This window comes from Nocardiopsis exhalans (assembly GCF_024134545.1).
Lineage (GTDB): Bacteria > Actinomycetota > Actinomycetes > Streptosporangiales > Streptosporangiaceae > Nocardiopsis > Nocardiopsis exhalans.
Map to the genome: position 1 here is coordinate 6,386,139 of NZ_CP099837.1, position 19,932 is coordinate 6,406,070.

Consider the following 19,932-nt stretch of genomic DNA (forward strand, 5'->3'; position numbering starts at 1 on the left):
CAGGGTTCTGCCGCCCAAACCGGGATACAGATCGGCTCCGGGGTCGGGTGTGGCGTCGAGCTCGCGCGCTGCACGGTTCCACCGGTCGGCCAGGTCAGGAAACGGGTTGGAGCAGGTCACAGATCTCCTTGAGTCGGAGCGGAGGCAGCTGTGGGGAGTCCACCACATCAGCGGCCTCACGCCAGTGGTCGGCGCTTCCGGTGCTCAGCAACAGCCCGGTGAGCCCCGGAGTGGAAACGGCGACCATCAGGGCCGCCTGCGCGTTGGTGGCTCCGAAGGCGACGTAGTCAGCCAAGCCCTCGTTGATCCGGCCGAGCAACTCACCACCGTGCAACGGGGCCGACCCCCATACCTCCAATCCTGCCTGTCCGGCAGCGGGGATGGGGCCATCTCCGGCGAGTGCCTGCCTGATCGGCCCGATCTCCACCATGGACACCGGAAGCTGGATCGCGCGCAGGCCCGCCTCTCCTCCACCTGAGGCTTCCTCAGCAAGCTTGACCAGTTCGCGGACGGAGAAGGCACCGTCTCGAAAACCGTTCCACGTAGCCACTCCGTAGCCGAGCACGGTGCCGGTATCACGGAGGTCTTCGAGTGCGACGAATGCCGAGCGAAGGCGTGCGAGCAGTGCGTCACGGTCACCGGAATGGCGGTGCTCCGGGTTGTGCAGGTAGACCAGATCCAGCTGGTCGCGCTGTACCTCCGCGCAATTCATCGCGACCTGGTAATGCACGTAGTCGGGGGCGATGCTGTGCCGTCGCAGAGCTTCGGCCTCGGAGATCACCCGGCTGTACAGGGCTGCGCGCGCCTGGTCGGCCGTCATGTGTCCGACCTTCGTGGCGATCCTCATCCGGGGGTGTGCTCTGAGAACCGGCGATATCGCCGCCTGGTGGGTTCCATGTCCGTAGACCGGGGCGGTGTCGATGAGCGGACATCCGGCCGCAGCCGCGATGGTCGCCGAGGTGACGGCATCGCGGCTGCGGTAAGTGCCCAGGCCGAGCAGGGTCATCCTTCGTCGCCTTCCCAGACCAGGGCTCCGTCCTCCAGCAGCCTGCGGAGAAGACCGATGAGGGTATCCCGCGAGATGTCGGGAACGAGCTGGCACAGTTCCTTGACCGTGGCACTGTGTTGCCCGTTCAGGTGGGTGAGCAGCGGGGCGGCCTGGGTGGCGAACGTCCAGCGTCGTCCCTGCGAGAGGTAGATGACGCTGTTCGCGGTGATGCTCAAGGTGCCCCGCTTGGTCGCCAGACGCAGCCGAGTGGAATCGGTGAACTCTCCGGTCACGGCGACGGGCAGGCTGAACGCCGCTCGGGCCGTGGCTGTCTCGTTCTGTCGCTCCCAGTACTCGCTCACCACAGCCGGGGCCTGGAGCCTCGCAGTGATCAGTTCGGACATCCGGTGGGACCAGTTCGAGAACTGGCCGGGGTCGCGCGGGATGTCGGCGCGGACCTCCTCGTGCTCGGCCATGCCAGCGGTCAGCCAGGTGAGGAAGTCGGCTCCGGTGGTGGTGTTCAGCCCGCAGGTGAGGTGAAGGCTGGGTTCGCCTTCGGAAGCGGCGACCGCGTGCCAACAGCCCCGGGGGACGTGGAGGATGTCGCCGGGTGCCATGACGAACTCGTCGATGGGTTCGGTGGGAGGGTCCTCGTCGAACTCGACGTCGTTGTGCAAGGGGGCGGTCCGGGTGGTGCCGTAGATGCGCCACCGTTTGCGGCCCGACACCTGGAGCACGAGCACGTCATGGTCGTCCCAGTGGATCCCGAACCCCTCCTTCGGAGTCCAGGAGGCGTAGGCGTTGGTCTGGATTCCGGTGCCCAGCCAGGTCTCCAACCCAGCGACCGTCTCGCCGATGGGCGGGTGCATCTCGTCGATCGCGTCCACCACCAGCGTCGCGCCCTCGCGGAGCTGTCGGTGGAACTGATGGGGAACGGGAGCGTCCCAGTCGGGCATACGTCGGTAGCGGCGCCGTTGGGTGTAGCGGCCCACGTCGATGCTCTCCCCGGCCGACAATCGCAGACGAGGGCTGTTCAGGCGTTGGGTCGCGATGAGCTGGTTCAGGTCCTGCCAGGTGAGCAGGTGTGTGAAGGAGTCGGTGGCGCTGTCGGGGGCGGGATAGTGCCGGTGCTGGCGGCCGAGCACCTGGGCGGGGAACGTGTCCCCGCCCAGACGGCCGCTGATCAGATCAGCGGACAAGGTCGTGCCTCCGTTCTTAGTGGAAGCCGTCGTTGGTGTCGGAGCGGCCGGTGCCACCGCCGTCGGAGGGCTGGTCGCCGCGCGAGCGCAGGGTAGCGATGTCCTCCACCGCGACGAGGAGGTCACCAACGTCCATCTGCGTGCGGGGCTTCGGCTGGGTCTGCGTGCTGATACCGGTCACGGTCATGCTGTGTTCTCCTTCATCGGATGCGGATGGGGTCTGGTGTGACATGAAGGCGGTGCTCGTGCTGATGTGATGCCCACGTCCTCTTCCCTCGTGGGTGGCATCTGTCGGACCTGTGCCCGCCCCCGCAGCGCACAGGTCAGCGCTCTATCCGATTCGTCATCCTCACCCGAAGACGAACTGTCCAATTTCTGTTCTTTTGGACATTCATGCGTCCTGTGAGCGTCTTCTTCGGTGGAGGTATGACCGCATCGGAAGCAGTTCCAGTACTGGAGCACCACGGAACCGCTGATTCAGACCTTGAGCTGCGCGAGTTCCAGGACTCCGAGAATTCTTCCGGCCAGGATCTGCTCGTTCCCGATGCTGGTGACCGGATCGAGGGTGGGGCGTCCGCTGCGGCCTTCAGGGGGCCAGACGAAGCACCACCGGAGGTCGTCATCCGAACCGCGCAGGGCGACGACCTGGGACTTGCCGTTCAGCTTCGCGGTGACCGTCCTGCGACGACCGTCCACCTCGACACTGATGCCTTTGGCCTTGAGAGCCCGGGTGAGGTTCTCAGCGGCACGCTTGTGCGTGAGAAGTCCGTCTTGCGGGCATGGTTCAGTTGGGTTGTTCGATGCCTTTTCAGCGCTTTCGGAAGAGCGCTGCGTTTCGGTGAGCATGGACACAGCCTCACTCACAGCCCGTAATCTGAACCAGACCAAACGATGTTCTGTTGGGAACGCACCGAGTGTGTTCGGGATCGCCCCTCCCCCTGTTGGCCCAGTTGCGAACTTGGAACCCCCATGAGTGATACCGAGATCGAGGGTGTGTCGGCTGACGCCACCGAAGCCTCACCCATCGTGATCTACTTCGCCACGCAGCTGAAACGGCTTCGAGGTGATAAGGGCTGGACTCAGGAGCAGCTGGGGAAGCGGATCAGGTACACAGCAGGCATGGTCGGGATGGTCGAGACCGCGAAGCGTGTGCCATCCGAGAAGTTCGTCCTCACCTGTGACAAGGTGCTGGACGCGGGCGGGATGCTGGCGGATCTGTGGCCTGCGATCACTCGGGACAGCTATCACGATTGGTTCCGACCGTTCGTCGAACTCGAAGCCGAGGCCGTCAGTATTCGCGAGTTCGAGGTTCAAGTAATCCCTGGTTTGTTCCAGACCGAGGACTACGCACGCGCGGTGCTCAGTGCTGCGTGGCCCCCACCCGCCCCGGAAGACGTAGAACGCCAGTTGGCAGCACGACTGGAACGACAGAAGATTCTCGACCGCACGAATCCAACTGCACCCTTGTTGTGGGTTGTGCTAGAAGAATCAGTCCTGTGCCGCCCCGTGGGTGGGCGGGACGTCATGGTCGATCAGCTGAAGCACTTGCTGGAGACGGCGCAACGGTCACACGTTCGCCTCCAGATCCTCCCCTTCAGCAAAGGCGCACACGCCGCGATGGACGGGGCGTTCACCCTGTTGGAGACGGGAAGCCGGGACCGCATGCTCTACACCGAGCGACCCGGGAGCGGTCAAGTGACGTCTGATGCTGACGAGGTGGCAAAATGCGATCAACGGATGAGCGCACTGATTGGCCTTGCCCTGTCGCCAGAGGAATCTATCGACCAACTGGCGGCCCGGATTGGAGAGACATGAGCGACCGGCTCGATGACCTGCCTTGGCACAAGTCCACCTACAGCGGGAACCAGGGAGGACAGTGCGTAGAGGTGGCTGAGACACCCGAGGCTGTGTACGTCCGTGACACACAGAACCGGGAAGACGGTGCTCTCGGGTTCGCGCCCGCGGCCTTCCTGCAGTTCGTGAACAGCGCCGTGAAGTCTTGATCTGAGCAGCCTGAACGTCTCCCCTCACCCCTCATGCGCTGGTAGTTCAGTGTGAGGGGAGGCGTTATGAATACTCGGTGAGCACTCGCTCGATGAGGGCTCGGGAGCCGTCCTCGCTCAAGGCGCGGTCTCGCAGGTTTTCGAAGATCGCGCGGAAGCGAGTCGTGGTGTCCTCATCCTCCAGGTAGGAGGCCCCGGCTTCGTGGCCCTGATAGACGACCTCACCGAAGGAGAATCCGAGCTGACTCTCCTCCTCGAAGGACAGGGAAGTGAAGGACCCACTCTGATGCGGGAACGCCCCGGCCGAGTAAGGGAAGATCCGGCAGGTCACGTTCGGTAGATCGCAGCGCTCCAGAAGCGAACTGAGCTGCGGTTTCATAGTCGTGGCACCGCCCACCTCCAGGCGAAGGGCGGATTCGCTCATGACCACGTCCAGTCTCAGCGGGTTCAGCCCGGTAAGACGTTCCTGACGTTTCAGGCAAATTTCGACCCGTTCGCGCACTTCAACCTCAGAGAGCGCCGGGATAGATGCCTGTGCCACGAGGTGTGCGTACTCCTCGGTCTGGAACAGCTCCGGCAACAGCTGGTCCTGATAGCCACGCAGGAAGACAGCATCGGCCTCCAGCCCCAGGTAGGGCTCGAACCACTTCGGAACCGACTTGTAGGAGCGCCACCAGCCCTTGCGGCGAGCCAGGTGCGCGAGCTGGAAGGCAGCTTCGCACTCCTCATCGGATGCCCCGTAGAAGCGCATGAGGAGCTGAGCGGTGCCGGGCTGGATACGGGTCGAGGCGCTCTCGACCCGACTCAGGGTGCCAGCGTGCATGCCTGCGTGGCCAGCGGCTTTCCCCCCAGTGATGCGGGCGGCTTCCCTACGCTCCCGAAGCGCTTTGGCCAAGATCCGACGTGCAACCGTGGGGCTGGCCTCCGCCACCCGACACCTCCTGAGACAGCTGTGGAACTCCACAGTTTCACTGATGCGATGCGCGGCACCAACTTCGCACAAGTTGCATCGAACAATAAATTGCCAAACGGCTTGTGGACCTAACCCCTTCGGTGCACACTGGAGGCACGCCTTCCAAAATCACAAATTGCGCGATGCAATGTCGTGGAGAAGATGGCATGAAAACGGCCCTGACCTGGTGCGGGAACACCTGATCAGGGCCTTGGCCCACTACCTGACTGAACCAGGTGAGGACCCATGAGCAACCGTATCGTTTCCGCGTGCCCGGAAGGCAGGCGGCTGGCACCGCTGCGCCGTTCGACCTTCCGCTACCCCGCTCGGCCCGAATGCGTCAAGGACGCCCGTCGCTGGCTCGACCGGAGGATGTCCATGGCCGGGGTTCCCGGCGACTCCTCCTCAACCGCCCTTCTCCTCCTCTCCGAGCTGGTCACCAACTGCGTGACGCACCAGGAGGCCGGATTCATCGTGGTCCGGGCACACCTGTGTGTCGGCGGTCTCCGAACGGAGGTCCGTGACGACAGCGGACAGCTGCCGGACCTGTGTGCCCACTCCCCCTCTCCCGACTCCGAGAGCGGGCGGGGTCTGTGGCTGGTCGACGCTCTGGCCACCCGATGGGGTCGCTTCGAGTCGAACCGCGGCCCCGGGGTCTTCTTCGCTCTGACGTGGGAGCGGTGATGACCATGACCGGCTACCACCTGCGACCGAGCGCGGAGATCCTGAAGCTGCGCGCCGAGTTCCCCGACTTCCTCATCTGCGAGCTCCACGGGGTGAACTCCGAACTCACCAGCTACGTGGCGACCAGCACCCGAACCGTCCCCAGCGGCCAGCCGGAACTGATCGTGGCCGCCAGCGCTACGGAGCTCCAGAAGGCTCTCTCGGTACTGGGGATCCAGCCCGAGGGAGGTCAGCGATGATCACTCTGGACCACAACTGCGGCTCGATCAGGCAGGAACTCGACCGAGCGCGCGCCACCTTCCGGGGACACGGGTGGACCTTCTGGCACGGCGGTGCGACCGGCCAGTACTGGGCCGCACACACCGGCCGAATGGTCCTGCTCTCCGGAAACAACTCCGCCGAACTGATCGAGGAGATCCGCAGGGTGACCGGTGATACCGCACCACGGCTGAAACTGGCGCCGGTGGTGCGGGTTCCGGCACCTCGACGGCCCCCGCCCAGGAGCGCGGGTGACCCGGAAAACGACGTCCGTGCCCGCCACCGGGCACCGAGGCGGCAGACTCGGTGGATCCGAGAGCTGACCCCCTGGCCCCGCCTGCGCCGTTCCGGTTAGCCGCATGGATCTCGTGGCGGCGGGCGGGAACTCTTCGAGGGGTGGTCTCGCTCGACGGCGGGTGGTCATCGCCGCCCCTTTCGATGAGGACTCTCTCGGAGGGTGAACACCATGAACCGGTGCTCCCTCGCTCTGTTGGTCGTCCTCTTGGCCACCGCCACGGATCTGACTGACGGGGCGGCGGTCAACATCCTCCTCCCCGTCATGCAACACGATCTCGGAGCGGGCGACAATGCCCCGCAGGCGAACGCGGGCATGCACTGGGGCTCTTCGCCGTAGTGGCGGGCCCCGCGACCCGGACGCCTTCGTCGAGGTGCGGTAGCGGCGCGTCCTCCCCTTCGGCCCCTCCCCGCCCCGGCATGCTGGGGCGGGGAGGGGCCGAGGCGAGGGGGTTCGGGTGGCCGTCGAGGAGTACGTGATCGCCACGCTGGTCGTGGTGGTGGCGGTCATCGTGGGGCAGCTGGTCGCCGGGCGGATCCGGATACCCGGCGCGGTGGTCCTGGTGATGCTGGGCATGCTCCTGGGGGTGGTTCCGTGGATGCACTCGCTGTCCATCGCCCCCGAGGTCATCCTGCTGGTGTTCCTGCCGCCGCTGATCTACAACGCGGCGTTCTTCTCCTCCCCCAAGGACATGCGCGACCTCGCGCGGCCGATCATCGTGATGTCGGTGGGGATGACCCTGGCGACGGCGTTCGGGCTGGCCGCGATCATCCACCTGTTGCTGCCGGACGCGGGCTGGCCCGCGGCGATCGCCCTGGGCGCGGCGATCGCGCCGACGGACGCGGTGGCGGCCTCGGCGATCCTCAAGCGGGCGGGCACCCCGCGCCGGGTGCTCACCATCCTGGAGGGCGAGTCCCTGATCAACGACGGGGTCGCGCTCACGCTGTTCAGTCTGGCGATCACCGCGATGCTGCACCCGCTGACCCCGGCGGACGCCGCCTGGGAGCTGGGCAGGGTGGTGGTGGGCGGGCTGGTCTACGGCGCCGTCGTGGCCGTGGTGATCGCCTGGGCGCGGAGCCGGATGCCAGACGCGTCGTTGCAACTGATGACGGTGCTGATCACCCCGTTCGTGGCCTACATCCCCGCGGAGATGGCGGGGTTCTCCGGGGTGCTGGCCGCGGTGGTGGCCGGTTTCTACCTGGGCACCCGCGGCGAGGGGCTGCTGCCGCCCCGGGTCCGGGTGAGCGGTAAGACCATCTGGACCACGCTGGTGAGCCTTCTGGAGGCGATGCTGTTCGTGCTCCTGGGCCTGCAGCTGGACGCCGTGGTGCGGTCCGTACAGGAGGATTACGCCTTCGTGCACCTGGTGCTGGTGGCGCTGGCCGTGACCGCCACCGCGATCGTGTTGCGGATGGTGCTCATGCTGTTCGTGGTTCCGGTGCAGCGGTACCTGCCGGGGTCGCGGCTGGACGTGTCGGCGTTCAGGGAGCGCGTGGCGATCGGGTGGAGCGGGATGCGCGGGGCGGTGTCCCTGGCGATCGCGCTGTCCCTGCCCGCGACGCTGGGCGGGGAGGAGTTCACCGACCGGGGCGCACTGATCTTCGTGGCGGGGGCGGTGGTGATGGGCACCCTGGTCGGCCAGGGCACCTCGCTGCCGTGGCTGCTGCGCAGGCTGGGGCTGTCCGACGAGGGCACCCGGCAGCAGGAGTTCCTGCGGGCCGAGTACGAGATGGACTGCGCCGCCGTGCGCAAGGTGGACGAGATGCTCACCGGGGGCGACGTGGACGGGAAGACCGCGGACGCCGTGCGCGAGCGGTACGCGAAGCGGATCTCTCACGTGAAGGGGCTGCTGGACGCGCAGGAGCCGGACCTTGGCGGGGCCAAGGAGGCCGTGCGGAACCGCAAGGCACTGTTGGACCAGGTCACCCAGGCCCGCCGAGACGCGCTCATGGCGCTGTACCGCTCGGGGGAGATCGACTACGACGTGTTCACAAGACTGACCCTGGACATGGACATCCGGGACAGCGGAAGCGGTCAGTACGGGGCCTGAATTGGGACTGAGTTCTTGGTGGGTGTCAGTTCCTATTGAAACCAAACCCCCAAGAAAACTACAAACTTTCTTAACCGTTTCCGTTGACGGGCACCAACGGCAACTCTAAGGTTTCCTAACAATTACTGCGTCGCAGATCACACCCTTCGTCACCCCCGCTCGACGAAAGGAGCACCCCCATGCTCAACACCCGCAGAACCAGGCTCGCCCTTCTCGGCGGCCTCGCCGCGACGGCCACAGCGCTCGTCACCGCATGCGGCTCCCTGGTTTCCGGACCCACCCAGGTAGAAACCGTGTCCGACACCGCCCAGACCCAGCAGACCCACCAGTGGCTCACCGGCTACTGGCACAACTTCGACAACGGCTCCACCGTGATGCCGCTCTCGGAGATCCCCAGCGAGTACAACCTGGTGGCGATCGCCTTCGCCGACAACCACCCCACCCTCGACGGCGGCATCACGTTCAACCTGGCCAGCAGCGAGCTGAACGGGTACACCGACGCCCAGTTCCGCGACGACGTCGCCGCCATCCAGGCCGAGGGCCGCAAGGTGATCATCTCGGTGGGCGGCGAGATCGGCAACGTCGACGTCACCAACCCCACCCAGGCGCAGAACTTCGCCGACACCACCTACGAGCTCATGCAGGACTACGGGTTCGACGGCGTGGACATCGACCTCGAACACGGCATCAACGCCGAGCACCTGACCAGCGCCCTGCGCGACCTCAGCGACCGGGCCGGTTCGGACCTGATCATCGCGATGGCCCCGCAGACCATCGACTTCCAGAGCCCCAGCGCCGGGTACTACCAGCTGGCCCAGAACATCTCCGACATCCTCACCATCGTGAACATGCAGTACTACAACTCCGGCTCCATGCTGGGCTGTGACGGCAGCGTCTACAGCCAGGGCACGAGCGACTTCGTCGCCGCCCAGGCCTGTATCCAGCTGGAGATGGGCCTGGAGCCGAGCCAGGTCGGCCTGGGCCTGCCCGCCGTGCCCTCCGCCGCCGGTGGCGGCCACATGCCGCCGAGCGAGATCGTCGCCGCCCTGGACTGCCTGGAAGCCGGGACCAGCTGCGGCTCCTTCTCCCCCGACACCCCGTACGGCCCCATCGGCGGCGTGATGACCTGGTCCATCAACTGGGACGCCACCAACGGCTACGACTTCGCCAACACCATCTCCGACCGCCTGGCCAGCGGCCCCGGTACGAACCCCACACCCACCCCCACTCCCAGCCCCTCCCCCAGCCCGACCGATCCCGACTGCGACGCCGCCGCCTGGAACGCCGGCAGCGTGTACACGCAGGGCGACTCCGTCTCCCACGGCGGCTCGGTCTACACCGCGCGCTGGTGGACCCAGGGCGAAGAGCCCGGCACCACCGGCGAATGGGGTGTCTGGGACCGCGTCGGCAGCTGCTGACGCCGCTCCGCCCCCTGAGCCGCTCCCGCCCGCGGCGACCGGGGACCGCCCCCTCACGCACATACCCGCGGGGGGCGGTCCCCGCCCCAGCGGTCACCCTCCTCTCGCACAACCGCTGTCGTTCCCCACCTGACTGATCCCCCACCGGTGCCCCAGAACCCTGTCTCCCCGGACCGGGACAGGTACCCCGGCACGCCAAGCAGAACAGAGGGAATCCCCCATGACAGTCAATCCGTCCAGCCGATGGGCACGCGCCCTGGCAGCAGCCGCGGGCCTGGGCACCGCGGCGAGCCTGCTGTTCGCGCCCCCGGCCGCCGCGGCTCCCCAGGAACCGGCCCCGCCCTCCGTCTCGTCCGACCACGCCGACTGCCGCCCCGACGGCCTCTACCCGACCCCCGGTCTGGACGTCCCCTACTGCGACGTCTACGACTCCGACGGGCGCGAGATCCTGCCCAACGGCCTCGACCGCAGGGTGATCGGCTACTTCACCAGCTGGCGCAACGGAGCCAACGACCAGCCCAGCTACCTGGTCGACGACATCCCCTGGGACAAGATCTCCCACATCAACTACGCGTTCGGGCACGTGAACTCCGACAACGAGCTCTCCGTCGGACCCGACACCCCCGACAACCCCGCCACCGGGATGACCTGGGACCGGCCCGGTCTCGAACCCGACCCCGAGTTCGACTACGACGGACACTTCAACCTGCTGAACAAGTTCAAGAAGGACAACCCCGGGGTCCGGACCCTGGTCGCCGTGGGCGGCTGGGCCGAGACCGGCGGGTTCTTCGGGCCCGACGGAGAGCGGGTGGACAGCGGCGGCTTCTACTCGATGACCACCACCGAGACCGGTGTGAACCACGCCGGGATCGAGACCTTCGCCGACTCCGCGGTGGAGTTCGTACGCGAGTACGGGTTCGACGGCCTGGACATCGACTACGAGTACGCGACCTCGATGCAGGGAGCGGGCAGCCCGGACGACTACTGGATCTCCGACGCCCGGCGCGGCCTGCTCTGGGAGGGCTACGAGGAGCTGATGCGCGTCCTGCGCGAGAAGCTCGACGAGGCCGCCGTGGCGGACGGCACCTACTACCAGCTGACCGTGGCGGCTCCCTCGTCCGGCTGGCTGCTGCGCGGCCAGGAGGTGCACCAGGTCGTCCAGTACCTGGACTTCGTCAACATGATGACCTACGACCTGCACGGCACCTGGAACCACTTCGTGGGCCACAACGGCGCGCTCTTCGACAGCGGCCAGGACCCCGAGCTGAGGGACGTCTACAACGCCTTCGACGGCATCGGCTACCTGAACGCCGACTGGGCCCACCACTACTTCCGAGGCGCCATGCAGGCGGGCCGGATCAACCTGGGCGTGCCCTTCTACACCCGCGGCTGGCAGGACGTGCAGGGCGGGGAGAACGGCCTGTGGGGCACCTCGGCCCTGCCCGACCAGACCCAGTGCCAACCGGGGACCGGCATCAACGACCCCTGCGGCCACGGCGCCGGGGGCATCGACAACCTGTGGTTCGACAGCGACCCGATCACCGGCGACGCGATCGAGGCCGGTGTCAACCCGATCTGGCACGTCCTCAACCTGGAGAACGGGGTCGTCGGAGACTACGTCGAGGACTACGGGGTGGACACCGAGCTGGTGGGCACCTACGAACGCCACTGGGACGACGTGACCAAGAACGAGTGGTGGTGGAACCCGCAGACCCGCACGTTCCTGTCGGGTGACGCCGACCAGACCATCAGCGCCAAGGCCGACTACGTCGCCGACACCGGACTGGGCGGCGTGATGATCTGGGAGATGGCGGGCGACTACTCCTACGACGCCGACGCCGAGCAGTACTTCATGGGTGACACGCTCATCACCTCCCTGCACCAGACGCTGAGCAACGCGGGCCCCTACGGCGCGGTCAAGGCCGAGACACCCGCCCCGGAACAGGTCCTGGACGTGGACGTGGAGTTCGGCGGCTTCGCGCTGGGCGACAACAACTACCCGATCACCCCCGAGGTGACCATCACCAACAACTCCTCCGGCGAGATCCCGGGCGGTTCCCGCATCGTCTTCGACTACGCCACCTCGGCCCCCGGTTCCATGGGCGACCAGTCCGGCATGGGGCTGACCCACGTGCACCGGGGCCACACCCGGGACAACAACGTCGGCGGCCTGGACGGCGACTTCCACCGGGTGGAACTGACCGTGCCCGGATGGCAGAGCATCCCGGCCGGGGGCTCGCTGGACTTCACCATCAACTACCAGCTCCCGATCTCCCAGCCGTCGAACTTCCGCATCGAGGTGGGCGGCACCGAATACGCCCTCACCTACGACCACCCCCGCGAGGGCGAGCTGGTGGAGGGCCCCGGCGACGGGGACGACAACGGCGGCGGGCCCAGCGAGTGCGACGCGCCGTCCTGGAGTTCGGGCACGGTGTACAACACCGGCGACGAGGTGACGCACGACGGGAGCGAGTACCGCGCCCGCTGGTGGACCCAGGGCGAGGAGCCGGGCACCACGGGCGAGTGGGGGGTCTGGGAACACCTGGGCACCTGCTGACCCGGACAGCCGCTGACCCGGGCGGTCCGGCGCATCCGGCCCCTCCCTGACGGGCCGCCCACCGACCAGGGGAGGGACGCCGTCCCCCGGCGTCCCTCCCCTGCCGTTCGTCCCGGGTCAGACCACCGGGAGGTTGGGGCGCAGGATGCTGGGGGCCACCCCGTCGCTGGCCTCGGCGACCCGCTGGCGTTCGGCGGGGACCGGGCCGTAGGTGGTGGTGCGCTGGCGGACCGGGCGGCCCGTGGGTTCGACGAGGGCCTTGATGTCGCTGATCGTCTTGTACGAACCCTGCCCGGAGCCGGCCATGCGGCTGATGGTCTCCTCCATGAGGGTCCCGCCGACGTCGTTGACGCCGCCGTCGAGGAGCTGGCGGAAGGTGTCCTCGTGCAGCTTCACCCAGGAGCCCTGGATGTTGTCGATGTGGCCGTGCAGCAGCAGCCGGGCCAGGGCGTGCACCGCGCGGTTCTCGCGGACGGTGGGGCCCGTGCGGGCCAGGCCCGCGAGGTAGATCGGCGCGTTGGTGTGCACGAACGGCAGCAGCACGAACTCGGTGAAGCCGCGCTTGCCGTTGCGCTCCACGGCACGTTCCTGGAGGGACCGCAGCAGTTTGATGTGCGCCACCCAGTGGTGCGGGGAGTCCACGTGGCCGTACATCATCGTGGACGTGGTGGGAATCCCCAGGTCGTGGGCGCTGGTGATGACCTCGATCCACTCGCTGGCGGGCAGTTTGCCCTTGGTGAGGATCCAGCGGACCTCGTCGTCGAGGATCTCCGCGGCGGTGCCCGGGATCGAGCCGAGCCCTGACTCGCGGGCGCGGGTCAGCCACTCGCGTACCGGCAGGTTGGTACGGGCGGCCCCGTTCACCACCTCCATCGGGCTGAAGGCGTGCACGTGCATGTCCGGGACGCGGTCGCGGACCGCGGCGGCGATGTCGAAGTAGGCGGTGCCCGGCAGGTCCGGGTGGATTCCGCCCTGCATGCACACCTCGGTGGCCCCCGCCTTCCACGCCTCCTCGGCGCGGTCGGCGACCTGGTCCAGGGAGAGCGTGTAGGCGTCGGCGTCGGTGCGCCGCTGCGCGAAGGCGCAGAACCGGCAGCCGGTGTAACAGACGTTGGTGAAGTTGATGTTCCTGGTCACCACATAGGTGACGTCGTCGCCGACGGTGTCACGGCGGACCCGGTCGGCCAGGCCGGTGAGCGCCTCCAGGGCGTCCCCGTCGGCGTGCAGCAGGGCCAGGGCCTCGGAGTCGCTGAGCCCCGCCGGGTCGCGTTCGGCGCTGCGCAGGGCCGCGGAGATCTCCGGGTCCAGGCGCCGGGGCCGCGCGCCCTGGCGGTCCACGCCCGGGGTGAGTTCGTCCCAGTCGCCGTAGACGGCGTCGAAGTCGCCGCGCCGGTCACCGGTGCGGCCCTCGGTGTCGATCTCCGTGTGCAGGTCGGTGCGGCCCGAGGAGACCAGGACCGCGTCCGGCTCCTGCCAGGGTCGGCCCACCAGCGGGGCGTCCTCGCGGGCCAGGCCGGTCTCCGGGTCCGCGATCGCGTCGATGTGCGCGCGCAGCCTCGGGTCCACCCAGGGTTCGCCCGCCCGGATGTACTCCGGGTAGACGGTGAGGCGCTCGCGCAGCGCGAACCCCTGGGCGGCGGTGCGGGCCGCGAGGTCGTCGATCTGCGGCCAGGGGCGTTCGGGGTTGACGTGGTCGGCGGTGAGCGGGGAGACCCCGCCCCAGTCGTCGATGCCCGCGCGGATCATCAGCTCGTACTCGTCCACGCCGCCCCGGTCCGCGCCGATGAGGTTGGGCGGGGCCTGGATGTGCGCCTTGGGGCCCATCACCAGGCGGGTGACGGCGATGGTCGCGGCCATCATGTCGCGCTCGGCGTCGGGCCGGTGCATCATCGCGGTGTCCGGCTTGGCCCGGAAGTTCTGCACGATGACCTCCTGGATGCCGCCGTAGCGGCGGGAGACCCCGCGCATCGCGAAGATCGACTCCGCGCGGTCGGCGACCGTCTCACCGATCCCGAGCAGGATGCCGGTGGTGAAGGGGACGCTGGAGCGCCCGGCGTCCTCCATGGCGCGCAGCCGCACCGCGGGGTCCTTGTCGGGGCTGCCGTAGTGCGGCTGGCCCTTCTCCTCGAAGAGCCGCCGCGAGGTGGTCTCCAGCATCATCCCCATGGACGGGGAGACCGGCTTGAGGCGCTGGAAGTCCGACCAGGTCAGCACCCCGGGGTTGAGGTGCGGGAGCAGTCCGGTCTCCTCCAGGACCATGATCGACATGGCGCGCACGTACGAGAGGGTGTCGTCGTAGCCGCGCGAGTTCAGCCACTCGGCGGCCTGCTTCCACCGGTCCTCGGGGCGGTCCCCCAGGGTGATGAGGACTTCCTTGCAGCCCATGCGCGCGCCCTCGCGGGCGATCTCCAGGACCTCGTCCGGGGACATGAAGGGCGCGTCCAGGCGGCCCGGAACCGTGGCGAAGGTGCAGTAGTGGCAGCGGTCCCGGCACAGGCGGGTCAGCGGCACGAAGACCTTGCGGCTGTAGGTGATCACCCCCGGCCGCCCGGCCGCCTCCAGGCCCGCGTCCCGGACCCTTCCGGCGTGGCCGAGGAGCTGTTCGAGGTCCTCGCCGCGGGCGTGCAGCAGTACTTCGGCCTCGGTGACGTCGAGGGTCTTACCGTCCCGCGCCCGGGCCAGCGCCCTGCGCATGGCGGCCGCCGTCGGTGTGGGGATGGGGGCAGGGTCTTTCGCACCACTCATACCGGCACACCCTACGCGTCGGCCGTTTCCGCGTGACGACCGCCACCCGGTGGCGCCCTGCAACAAGGAACACACGGCGAGGACGGAATAGACCGGAAGACGGCGACTCGTGGTCAGGCCGAAACGGGCGGAGCCGAAATCGGACCGGTGGACCACCGGAGACGGGTGACTTGTGTGGTCTGTCAGGGTTCGGCGGGGCCGACGCGAAAAGAAACCACCGAAACCTGGAATGCCAGGTGGCACCAGACGGCGGTTGCCCGCTCTATGTAGGACGTCAGGGTTTCGTTCCTCCCCCGGAAGGGATCTGTCCATGAACCACCCCTGCCACGGCCGCCCCTGCCCCCGCCCGGCCTGCGCCCGCACCACCGCCCACACCTGGAAACCCGTACGCACCCCAGCCCGCACCCCGCTGCGAGGCATGACCTCGGGCCCCTGCGCGACCTCCCCGCTGGCAGGCCACCGCACCCCCGCCCACGTGCGCCTCCTGGCCCAGCAGATCGCCGAGGTCCTGGTCGGCAGGCGCGCCCCCGAAGTCCTCAACCAGCACGTCACCGTCCCGGTCCGCGAAGAACTGCGCAGGCTGCGCGGCTCCGTCAGCTGCACCATCGCACCCCGACTGAGCCGGGTCTTCCACCAACCACTCGGCGCCGCCGGAGTCGAGGCCAGCGCCGTCATCGGCTGCGACCACCGCTCACGCGCCTTCGCCTTCCGCCTGCGCCGCGAAGGACAGCGCTGGATCTGCACCCGCCTGGAAACCGACCACCGCCGCTAGGAGCACCCAGCGGAGTCATACGGGCCGGGGTTGGTCGGTGCTGTCAGGACCGACCCCCGGCCCCGCACCGGGCGGGAGAGGGCCTCCCCCTGGCGTGGGCGCGCGGGCCTAGTCTGAGATGGTGCTGACTCGGCTTCGACGGAACACGTGGGTGCGCCTGGCCCTGCTCGTGCTGGTGTGCGCGTGCGTGGGGGCGGCCCTGTACGCCAACTGGGCGCAGGCGCGGGACGCCGTGTCCGAACTCCCGCTGTGGGTGCTGCCCGTCGCGGTGCTGGCGGGGATGCTGGGGCTGGCCGCGCAGATGCTGGCGTGGCGGTCCCTGCTGTCCGGTCTGGGCTCGCCGCTACCGGGGGCTGCCGCTGCTCGGGTGATGTTCGTGGGTCAGCTCGGCAAGTACCTGCCCGGCTCGGTGTGGGCGTTCGTGGCCCAGGTGGAGCTGGCCCGGGACTGGAAGGTGCCCAGATCCCGGGGGGCGGCGGCGACCCTGTTGGCGATCGCCGTGACCGTGGCCGTCAGCCTGGCGGTGGCCGCGGTGGCGCTGCCGCTGTCCTCCGCGGAGGCGGCGCGCCGCTGGTGGTGGGCGTTGGCGGCCGCGCCCCTGCTGTTGGCCTGCCTGCATCCGAGAGTGCTCGGCTGGGGTGTGCGGCTGGCAGCCCGACCCTTCGCTCGGTTCCGTGAGGTGGCCGAGGCGGGCCCGCTGGAGCTCAGAGGGGGAGCGGTCGCGGCGTCCGTGGGTTGGACCCTGGTGGCCTGGGTGCCGCTGGGCGCGCATGTGTGGCTGCTGACCTGGGCGGTGGGCGGCGACGCGCTGAGATCGGCGGGCCCGGCGGTGGGCGCCTACGCGCTGGCCTGGACGCTGGGGCTGTTGGTGGTGTTCGCGCCCGCCGGGCTGGGGGTGCGCGAGGTGGTCCTGGTGGTGGCGCTGGCCCCGGTGGTGGACGCGGGCGCGGCACTGGTGGTGGCGGTGCTGTCCCGGTTGGTCATGACGGTGGCGGACGTGGGTTGGGCGGGATTGGCGGTCCTGGTGTCCAAGGCGCCCGAACATGAACAGGAAAGAAACCTTTCTTTTTGATTCGGGTCGGCCTATGCTCATGCCCCATGAACCGGGCCCCCCGCTTCCCACGTTTCCTGTCCGCCCCCGTGGTCCTGTCGCTGCTGGCACCGGCGCTGCTCGGTGCCGCGGCCCCGGCCACCGACGACCCCCCTCCCGAAGGTCCCTCGCACGCCTACGTCAAACCCGCCGAGGTCGAGTGCGACCAGGGGGCGGGCACCCTCACCGTGATCGGGCAGCTCTTCCCCGTCCTGAGCCAGGAAGTCGACGACCAGCCCGGACTCTCCCTGCCGTTGGCCGCCGAACTCGCCCCCGAGGACCCGGGAGAGGAGGGCGCCGAGGGCGGTATCGACCTCGAACTCGTCCTGGTGCCGCAAGCCGAGCCCTTTCCCGGGATCACCGCCGAGGAGACGAACGAGGCCGCCGACCGCGCCGGGACGCTGACCGCCACCCTGTCCGGTACCGATGGCAGGCTGCTGACCGGCGAGGAGGCGCCCGGCGTGGCCTGGGCGGACTGGGAGCCCCCGCTGGGCTTCTACGAGGTCCGTGTGGCCACGGAGTCCTTCAGCCTGCCCGGCTTCGGCGACTGCACGGTGAACGCAGAGGCCGCTGTGGCCAGCGTTCAGGTGGGCAGCGACGACGAACAGCGGGAGCAACGGGAGAACGGCGCCGACGAGGCCGCCGCGGGCTCCTCGGGGGCGCAGGCCCTTCTCCCCTGGATCATCCTGGGCGCGGGCGTGCTCGGCCTGGTCTTCCTGCTGGTGCCCGCCGTGCTGCACCTGCGCCGCCGCCGGACCTCCTGAACCGGCGGACTGCCCGGCATCAGGTGCCGAGCAGGCGGTCCGTGTAGGCCTTCCAGTACGGCTCGGCGTCCACCGGCCGGGCGCCTTCCCTGAGCCGGGCGGGCTCGCCCGGCCGGTAGAACGCCCTCAGCGCCCGGGCCAGGTCGGCCGCGTCCCCGGGTTCGCAGAGCAGGCCGTCCACCCCCTCGCGCACGTGGTCGGCGAGGGTGCCCGCCCGGGTGGCGATGACCGGAAGCCCGTGCTCGTGCGCCAGCCACACGTTCTGGGTGGCGGTGGCCGAACGGTACGGCAGTACGAGGGCGTCCGCACCCGCCAGGAGTTCGGGCAGTTCGTCGGCGGGCACGTAGCCCTCCCGGAACCGGACCCGGTCGGCCAGGCCCAGCTCCCCGGCCAGGGCCGCCAGGTCGCCGTAGCCGCCCCAGAACTCCCCCGCCACGGTGAGCGTGACGTCCTCGGGCGCCCCCTCGGCCAGGGCCCGCAGCAGGACGTCCACGCCCTTGTAGGGCCGCACGATCCCGAAGAACAGCAGGCTGCGGCACTCCCCGGTGTGCTCGTCCGAACGCACTCCCCCGGTGTCGGGCAGGTGCGGGGGCATCTGGGCGACCACCGGCGCCGGGGCCCCCGGGCCGAGGAGCCCTTCGGCGAGGCGGCCCTGTTCGGCCGAGTGGGTGAGCACCCCGTCGACCCTGCGCAGCAGGGCCCGGACCAGGCAGACGTCGATCGCCCGCCGCTCGTGCGGCAGGACGTTGTGGCACAGCACCACCACGCGCGGCCCCGCCCCGCCGTTCCGGTCACCGCCGCTGCCATCGCCACGGACCAGTGAGCGGATCCCGGCGAGGATGCCCAGATAGGCGGGCACCTGCACCGGTGAGAACAGGGTGAGCACCACCAGATCGCTCTCCCGGGCCAGCCGCCGCCCGGTCCGCCACCAGCCGTCCGGGCGGTACCAGGCCAGCTCGTGCCGGGTGCGCGGGAACGGCTCGCCCTCGGGGTCGGTGATGGTCTGCTGCCCCGGGTACAGCGCCGCCGGGTACTGCGCCCGCCACGACTCGATCCCCGCCTCGTGGCCGAGGTCGCGCAGCCGGTGGGCGAGTTCGGTGGTGTGCCGGGCACCGCCGCCCTTGTAGGGGTGTGCGGGGCCGACCAGGGTGATCCGCCGGGCCGCCGGGGCCTCGCGGCCATCCCCCGGGTCCGCGTGGTCGGTCACGGGTGCTCCCTGGAACGCACGATGAGGTCGGCCAGCAGCGCGATCGCCGCGATGATCAGCCCGGTCATGAGGATCATGACGGTGTTGTTGGGCATGTAGAGCGGGTTGCGGACCTGGTCGTAGACGAACTTGGCCGCACCGATCCCCAGCAGCCACAGCGCGGGCGGCATGAGGACCTTGAGCGGGTTGAAGTACATGACCATGCGCAGCACCTGGAGGATGTACCGGTAGGCGTCGCGCACGAAGTGGAACTTGGACGTGCCCGCGCGCTTGGCGTACTCGATGGGCACGTACTTCACGGTGTGCTGGTTGGACAGGAACGCCAGCGTGATGGTGGTGACACAGGAGAACCCGGGCGGCAGCAAGCGCAGGTAGGGACGGGCCACGTCCTTGCGGAACACCCTGAGCCCGGAGTTGAGGTCGGGGATGCGGGTGTTGGTGAGGCGTTCGGCGATCTTGCGGATCATCCACTTGGCCGGGACCCGCAGCACCTTGTGCGTGCCCATCTCCTGGGTGCGCGCACCCACGACCTGGTCGGTCTCGGGGTCGGCGTCGAGCATCGCGACGAGCTCGGGGATGCGCTCGTTGGGGTAGCTCATGTCGGCGTCGGTCCACACCACGTACTCGCCGCGCGCCCGCTGGCTGCCGATCCGCCGGACCGTGCCCGAGCCGCCGTTGTGCCCGAAGGCCACCACGCGCGTGTGCGGGAAGACGTCGGAGGCCTCGCGCAGCCGGGCGAGGGTGTCGTCGGTGGAGGCGTCGTCGACGGCGAGCAGCTCGTACCCGTACCCGGAGGCGTCCATCGCCGCGCAGATCCGCTTGATCTCGTCGACGACGTGCTCCTCCTCGTTGTAGCAGGGCAGCACGATCGTGACCCGTACGGGCGGGTCGTCGGTGATCTGCGCGGCGGTCTCTTCGGAGTCTGTGTGGCTCATGCTTCTTCTCAGCGG

The 19,932-nt window shown here is 68.9% G+C and carries 20 protein-coding genes; 12 read left to right on the forward strand and 8 right to left on the reverse strand.

Going from position 1 to position 19,932, the window contains the following annotated elements; all coding sequences use genetic code 11:
* Window positions 1–94 precede the first annotated feature (94 nt).
* The 4 genes from NE857_RS28275 to NE857_RS28290 form a co-directional block, all read right to left on the reverse strand.
* Window positions 95–1,006 (reverse strand): aldo/keto reductase, encoded by a 912-nt coding sequence (locus NE857_RS28275; protein ID WP_184366083.1) that lies wholly within the window; start codon window positions 1,004–1,006, stop codon window positions 95–97.
* Complete coding sequence (locus NE857_RS28280; protein ID WP_254418399.1) at window positions 1,003–2,187, reverse strand: cupin domain-containing protein; 1,185 nt, start codon at window positions 2,185–2,187, stop codon at window positions 1,003–1,005. The genes NE857_RS28275 and NE857_RS28280 overlap by 4 nt, the downstream gene beginning before the upstream one ends.
* A gap of 16 nt (window positions 2,188–2,203) precedes the next feature.
* A complete protein-coding gene (locus NE857_RS28285) occupies window positions 2,204–2,374 on the reverse strand; it encodes a hypothetical protein (RefSeq protein WP_184373102.1) in 171 nt (56 codons plus the stop codon).
* Between the two features lie 290 nt (window positions 2,375–2,664).
* Window positions 2,665–3,039 (reverse strand): hypothetical protein, encoded by a 375-nt coding sequence (locus NE857_RS28290; protein ID WP_254418400.1) that lies wholly within the window; start codon window positions 3,037–3,039, stop codon window positions 2,665–2,667.
* A gap of 117 nt (window positions 3,040–3,156) precedes the next feature.
* On the opposite strand from NE857_RS28290, the gene NE857_RS28295 reads away from it, so the two are divergent.
* Together NE857_RS28295 and NE857_RS28300 are read left to right on the forward strand one after the other, a co-directional pair.
* Window positions 3,157–4,002 (forward strand): helix-turn-helix domain-containing protein, encoded by an 846-nt coding sequence (locus NE857_RS28295; RefSeq protein WP_254418401.1) that lies wholly within the window; start codon window positions 3,157–3,159, stop codon window positions 4,000–4,002.
* Window positions 3,999–4,190 (forward strand): DUF397 domain-containing protein, encoded by a 192-nt coding sequence (locus NE857_RS28300; protein ID WP_254418402.1) that lies wholly within the window; start codon window positions 3,999–4,001, stop codon window positions 4,188–4,190. Before NE857_RS28295 ends, NE857_RS28300 begins: the two co-directional genes overlap by 4 nt.
* 64 nt (window positions 4,191–4,254) lie before the next feature.
* Here NE857_RS28300 and NE857_RS28305 read toward each other — a convergent pair whose 3' ends face one another.
* Window positions 4,255–5,154 (reverse strand): helix-turn-helix domain-containing protein, encoded by a 900-nt coding sequence (locus NE857_RS28305; protein ID WP_344013875.1) that lies wholly within the window; start codon window positions 5,152–5,154, stop codon window positions 4,255–4,257.
* Window positions 5,155–5,388: 234 nt separating this feature from the next.
* Here NE857_RS28305 and NE857_RS28310 point away from each other — a divergent pair, with 234 nt between their 5' ends.
* From NE857_RS28310 to NE857_RS28340, 7 genes are all read left to right on the forward strand, one after another.
* Window positions 5,389–5,826 carry an ATP-binding protein gene (locus NE857_RS28310; RefSeq protein WP_254418404.1) on the forward strand — a complete coding sequence of 146 codons (438 nt, stop codon included), beginning with the start codon at window positions 5,389–5,391 and terminating at the stop codon, window positions 5,824–5,826.
* Window positions 5,826–6,065 carry a hypothetical protein gene (locus NE857_RS28315; protein ID WP_184366090.1) on the forward strand — a complete coding sequence of 80 codons (240 nt, stop codon included), beginning with the start codon at window positions 5,826–5,828 and terminating at the stop codon, window positions 6,063–6,065. Before NE857_RS28310 ends, NE857_RS28315 begins: the two co-directional genes overlap by 1 nt.
* Window positions 6,062–6,439, forward strand: coding sequence for a hypothetical protein (locus tag NE857_RS28320; protein ID WP_254418405.1), 378 nt, complete (start codon window positions 6,062–6,064; stop codon window positions 6,437–6,439). Before NE857_RS28315 ends, NE857_RS28320 begins: the two co-directional genes overlap by 4 nt.
* Window positions 6,440–6,541: 102 nt before the next feature.
* Window positions 6,542–6,718, forward strand: a complete 177-nt coding sequence (locus NE857_RS28325) for a hypothetical protein (protein ID WP_254418406.1) — start codon at window positions 6,542–6,544, stop codon at window positions 6,716–6,718.
* Between the two features lie 118 nt (window positions 6,719–6,836).
* Window positions 6,837–8,429 (forward strand): Na+/H+ antiporter, encoded by a 1,593-nt coding sequence (locus NE857_RS28330; protein WP_254418407.1) that lies wholly within the window; start codon window positions 6,837–6,839, stop codon window positions 8,427–8,429.
* A gap of 179 nt (window positions 8,430–8,608) precedes the next feature.
* On the forward strand, window positions 8,609–9,847 hold the full coding sequence (locus NE857_RS28335; protein WP_254418408.1) for a glycosyl hydrolase family 18 protein: 1,239 nt from the start codon (window positions 8,609–8,611) through the stop codon (window positions 9,845–9,847).
* A 220-nt stretch (window positions 9,848–10,067) separates the two neighbouring features.
* Window positions 10,068–12,404 (forward strand): chitinase C-terminal domain-containing protein, encoded by a 2,337-nt coding sequence (locus tag NE857_RS28340; RefSeq protein WP_254418409.1) that lies wholly within the window; start codon window positions 10,068–10,070, stop codon window positions 12,402–12,404.
* Between the two features lie 117 nt (window positions 12,405–12,521).
* On the opposite strand, the gene NE857_RS28345 is transcribed toward NE857_RS28340, so the two are convergent.
* On the reverse strand, window positions 12,522–15,149 hold the full coding sequence (locus NE857_RS28345; protein ID WP_184366095.1) for a bifunctional FO biosynthesis protein CofGH: 2,628 nt from the start codon (window positions 15,147–15,149) through the stop codon (window positions 12,522–12,524).
* Window positions 15,150–15,459: 310 nt separating this feature from the next.
* On the opposite strand from NE857_RS28345, the gene NE857_RS28350 reads away from it, so the two are divergent.
* The 3 genes from NE857_RS28350 to NE857_RS28360 all read left to right on the forward strand — a co-directional run bounded on the left by NE857_RS28350 (window position 15,460) and on the right by NE857_RS28360 (window position 17,775).
* Window positions 15,460–15,921 (forward strand): Rv3235 family protein, encoded by a 462-nt coding sequence (locus tag NE857_RS28350; RefSeq protein WP_254418410.1) that lies wholly within the window; start codon window positions 15,460–15,462, stop codon window positions 15,919–15,921.
* Between the two features lie 118 nt (window positions 15,922–16,039).
* A complete protein-coding gene (locus NE857_RS28355) occupies window positions 16,040–16,993 on the forward strand; it encodes a lysylphosphatidylglycerol synthase domain-containing protein (protein ID WP_254418411.1) in 954 nt (317 codons plus the stop codon).
* Between the two features lie 26 nt (window positions 16,994–17,019).
* Window positions 17,020–17,775, forward strand: a complete 756-nt coding sequence (locus NE857_RS28360) for a hypothetical protein (RefSeq protein ID WP_254418412.1) — start codon at window positions 17,020–17,022, stop codon at window positions 17,773–17,775.
* A gap of 19 nt (window positions 17,776–17,794) precedes the next feature.
* Here the strand turns inward: NE857_RS28360 and NE857_RS28365 are convergent, their stop codons facing one another.
* Both NE857_RS28365 and NE857_RS28370 read right to left on the reverse strand, forming a co-directional pair.
* Complete coding sequence (locus tag NE857_RS28365) at window positions 17,795–18,982, reverse strand: glycosyltransferase family 4 protein (protein ID WP_254418413.1); 1,188 nt, start codon at window positions 18,980–18,982, stop codon at window positions 17,795–17,797.
* Window positions 18,979–19,917 (reverse strand): glycosyltransferase family 2 protein, encoded by a 939-nt coding sequence (locus tag NE857_RS28370; RefSeq protein ID WP_184366100.1) that lies wholly within the window; start codon window positions 19,915–19,917, stop codon window positions 18,979–18,981. The genes NE857_RS28365 and NE857_RS28370 overlap by 4 nt, the downstream gene beginning before the upstream one ends.
* Between the last annotated feature and the right edge of the window lie 15 nt (window positions 19,918–19,932).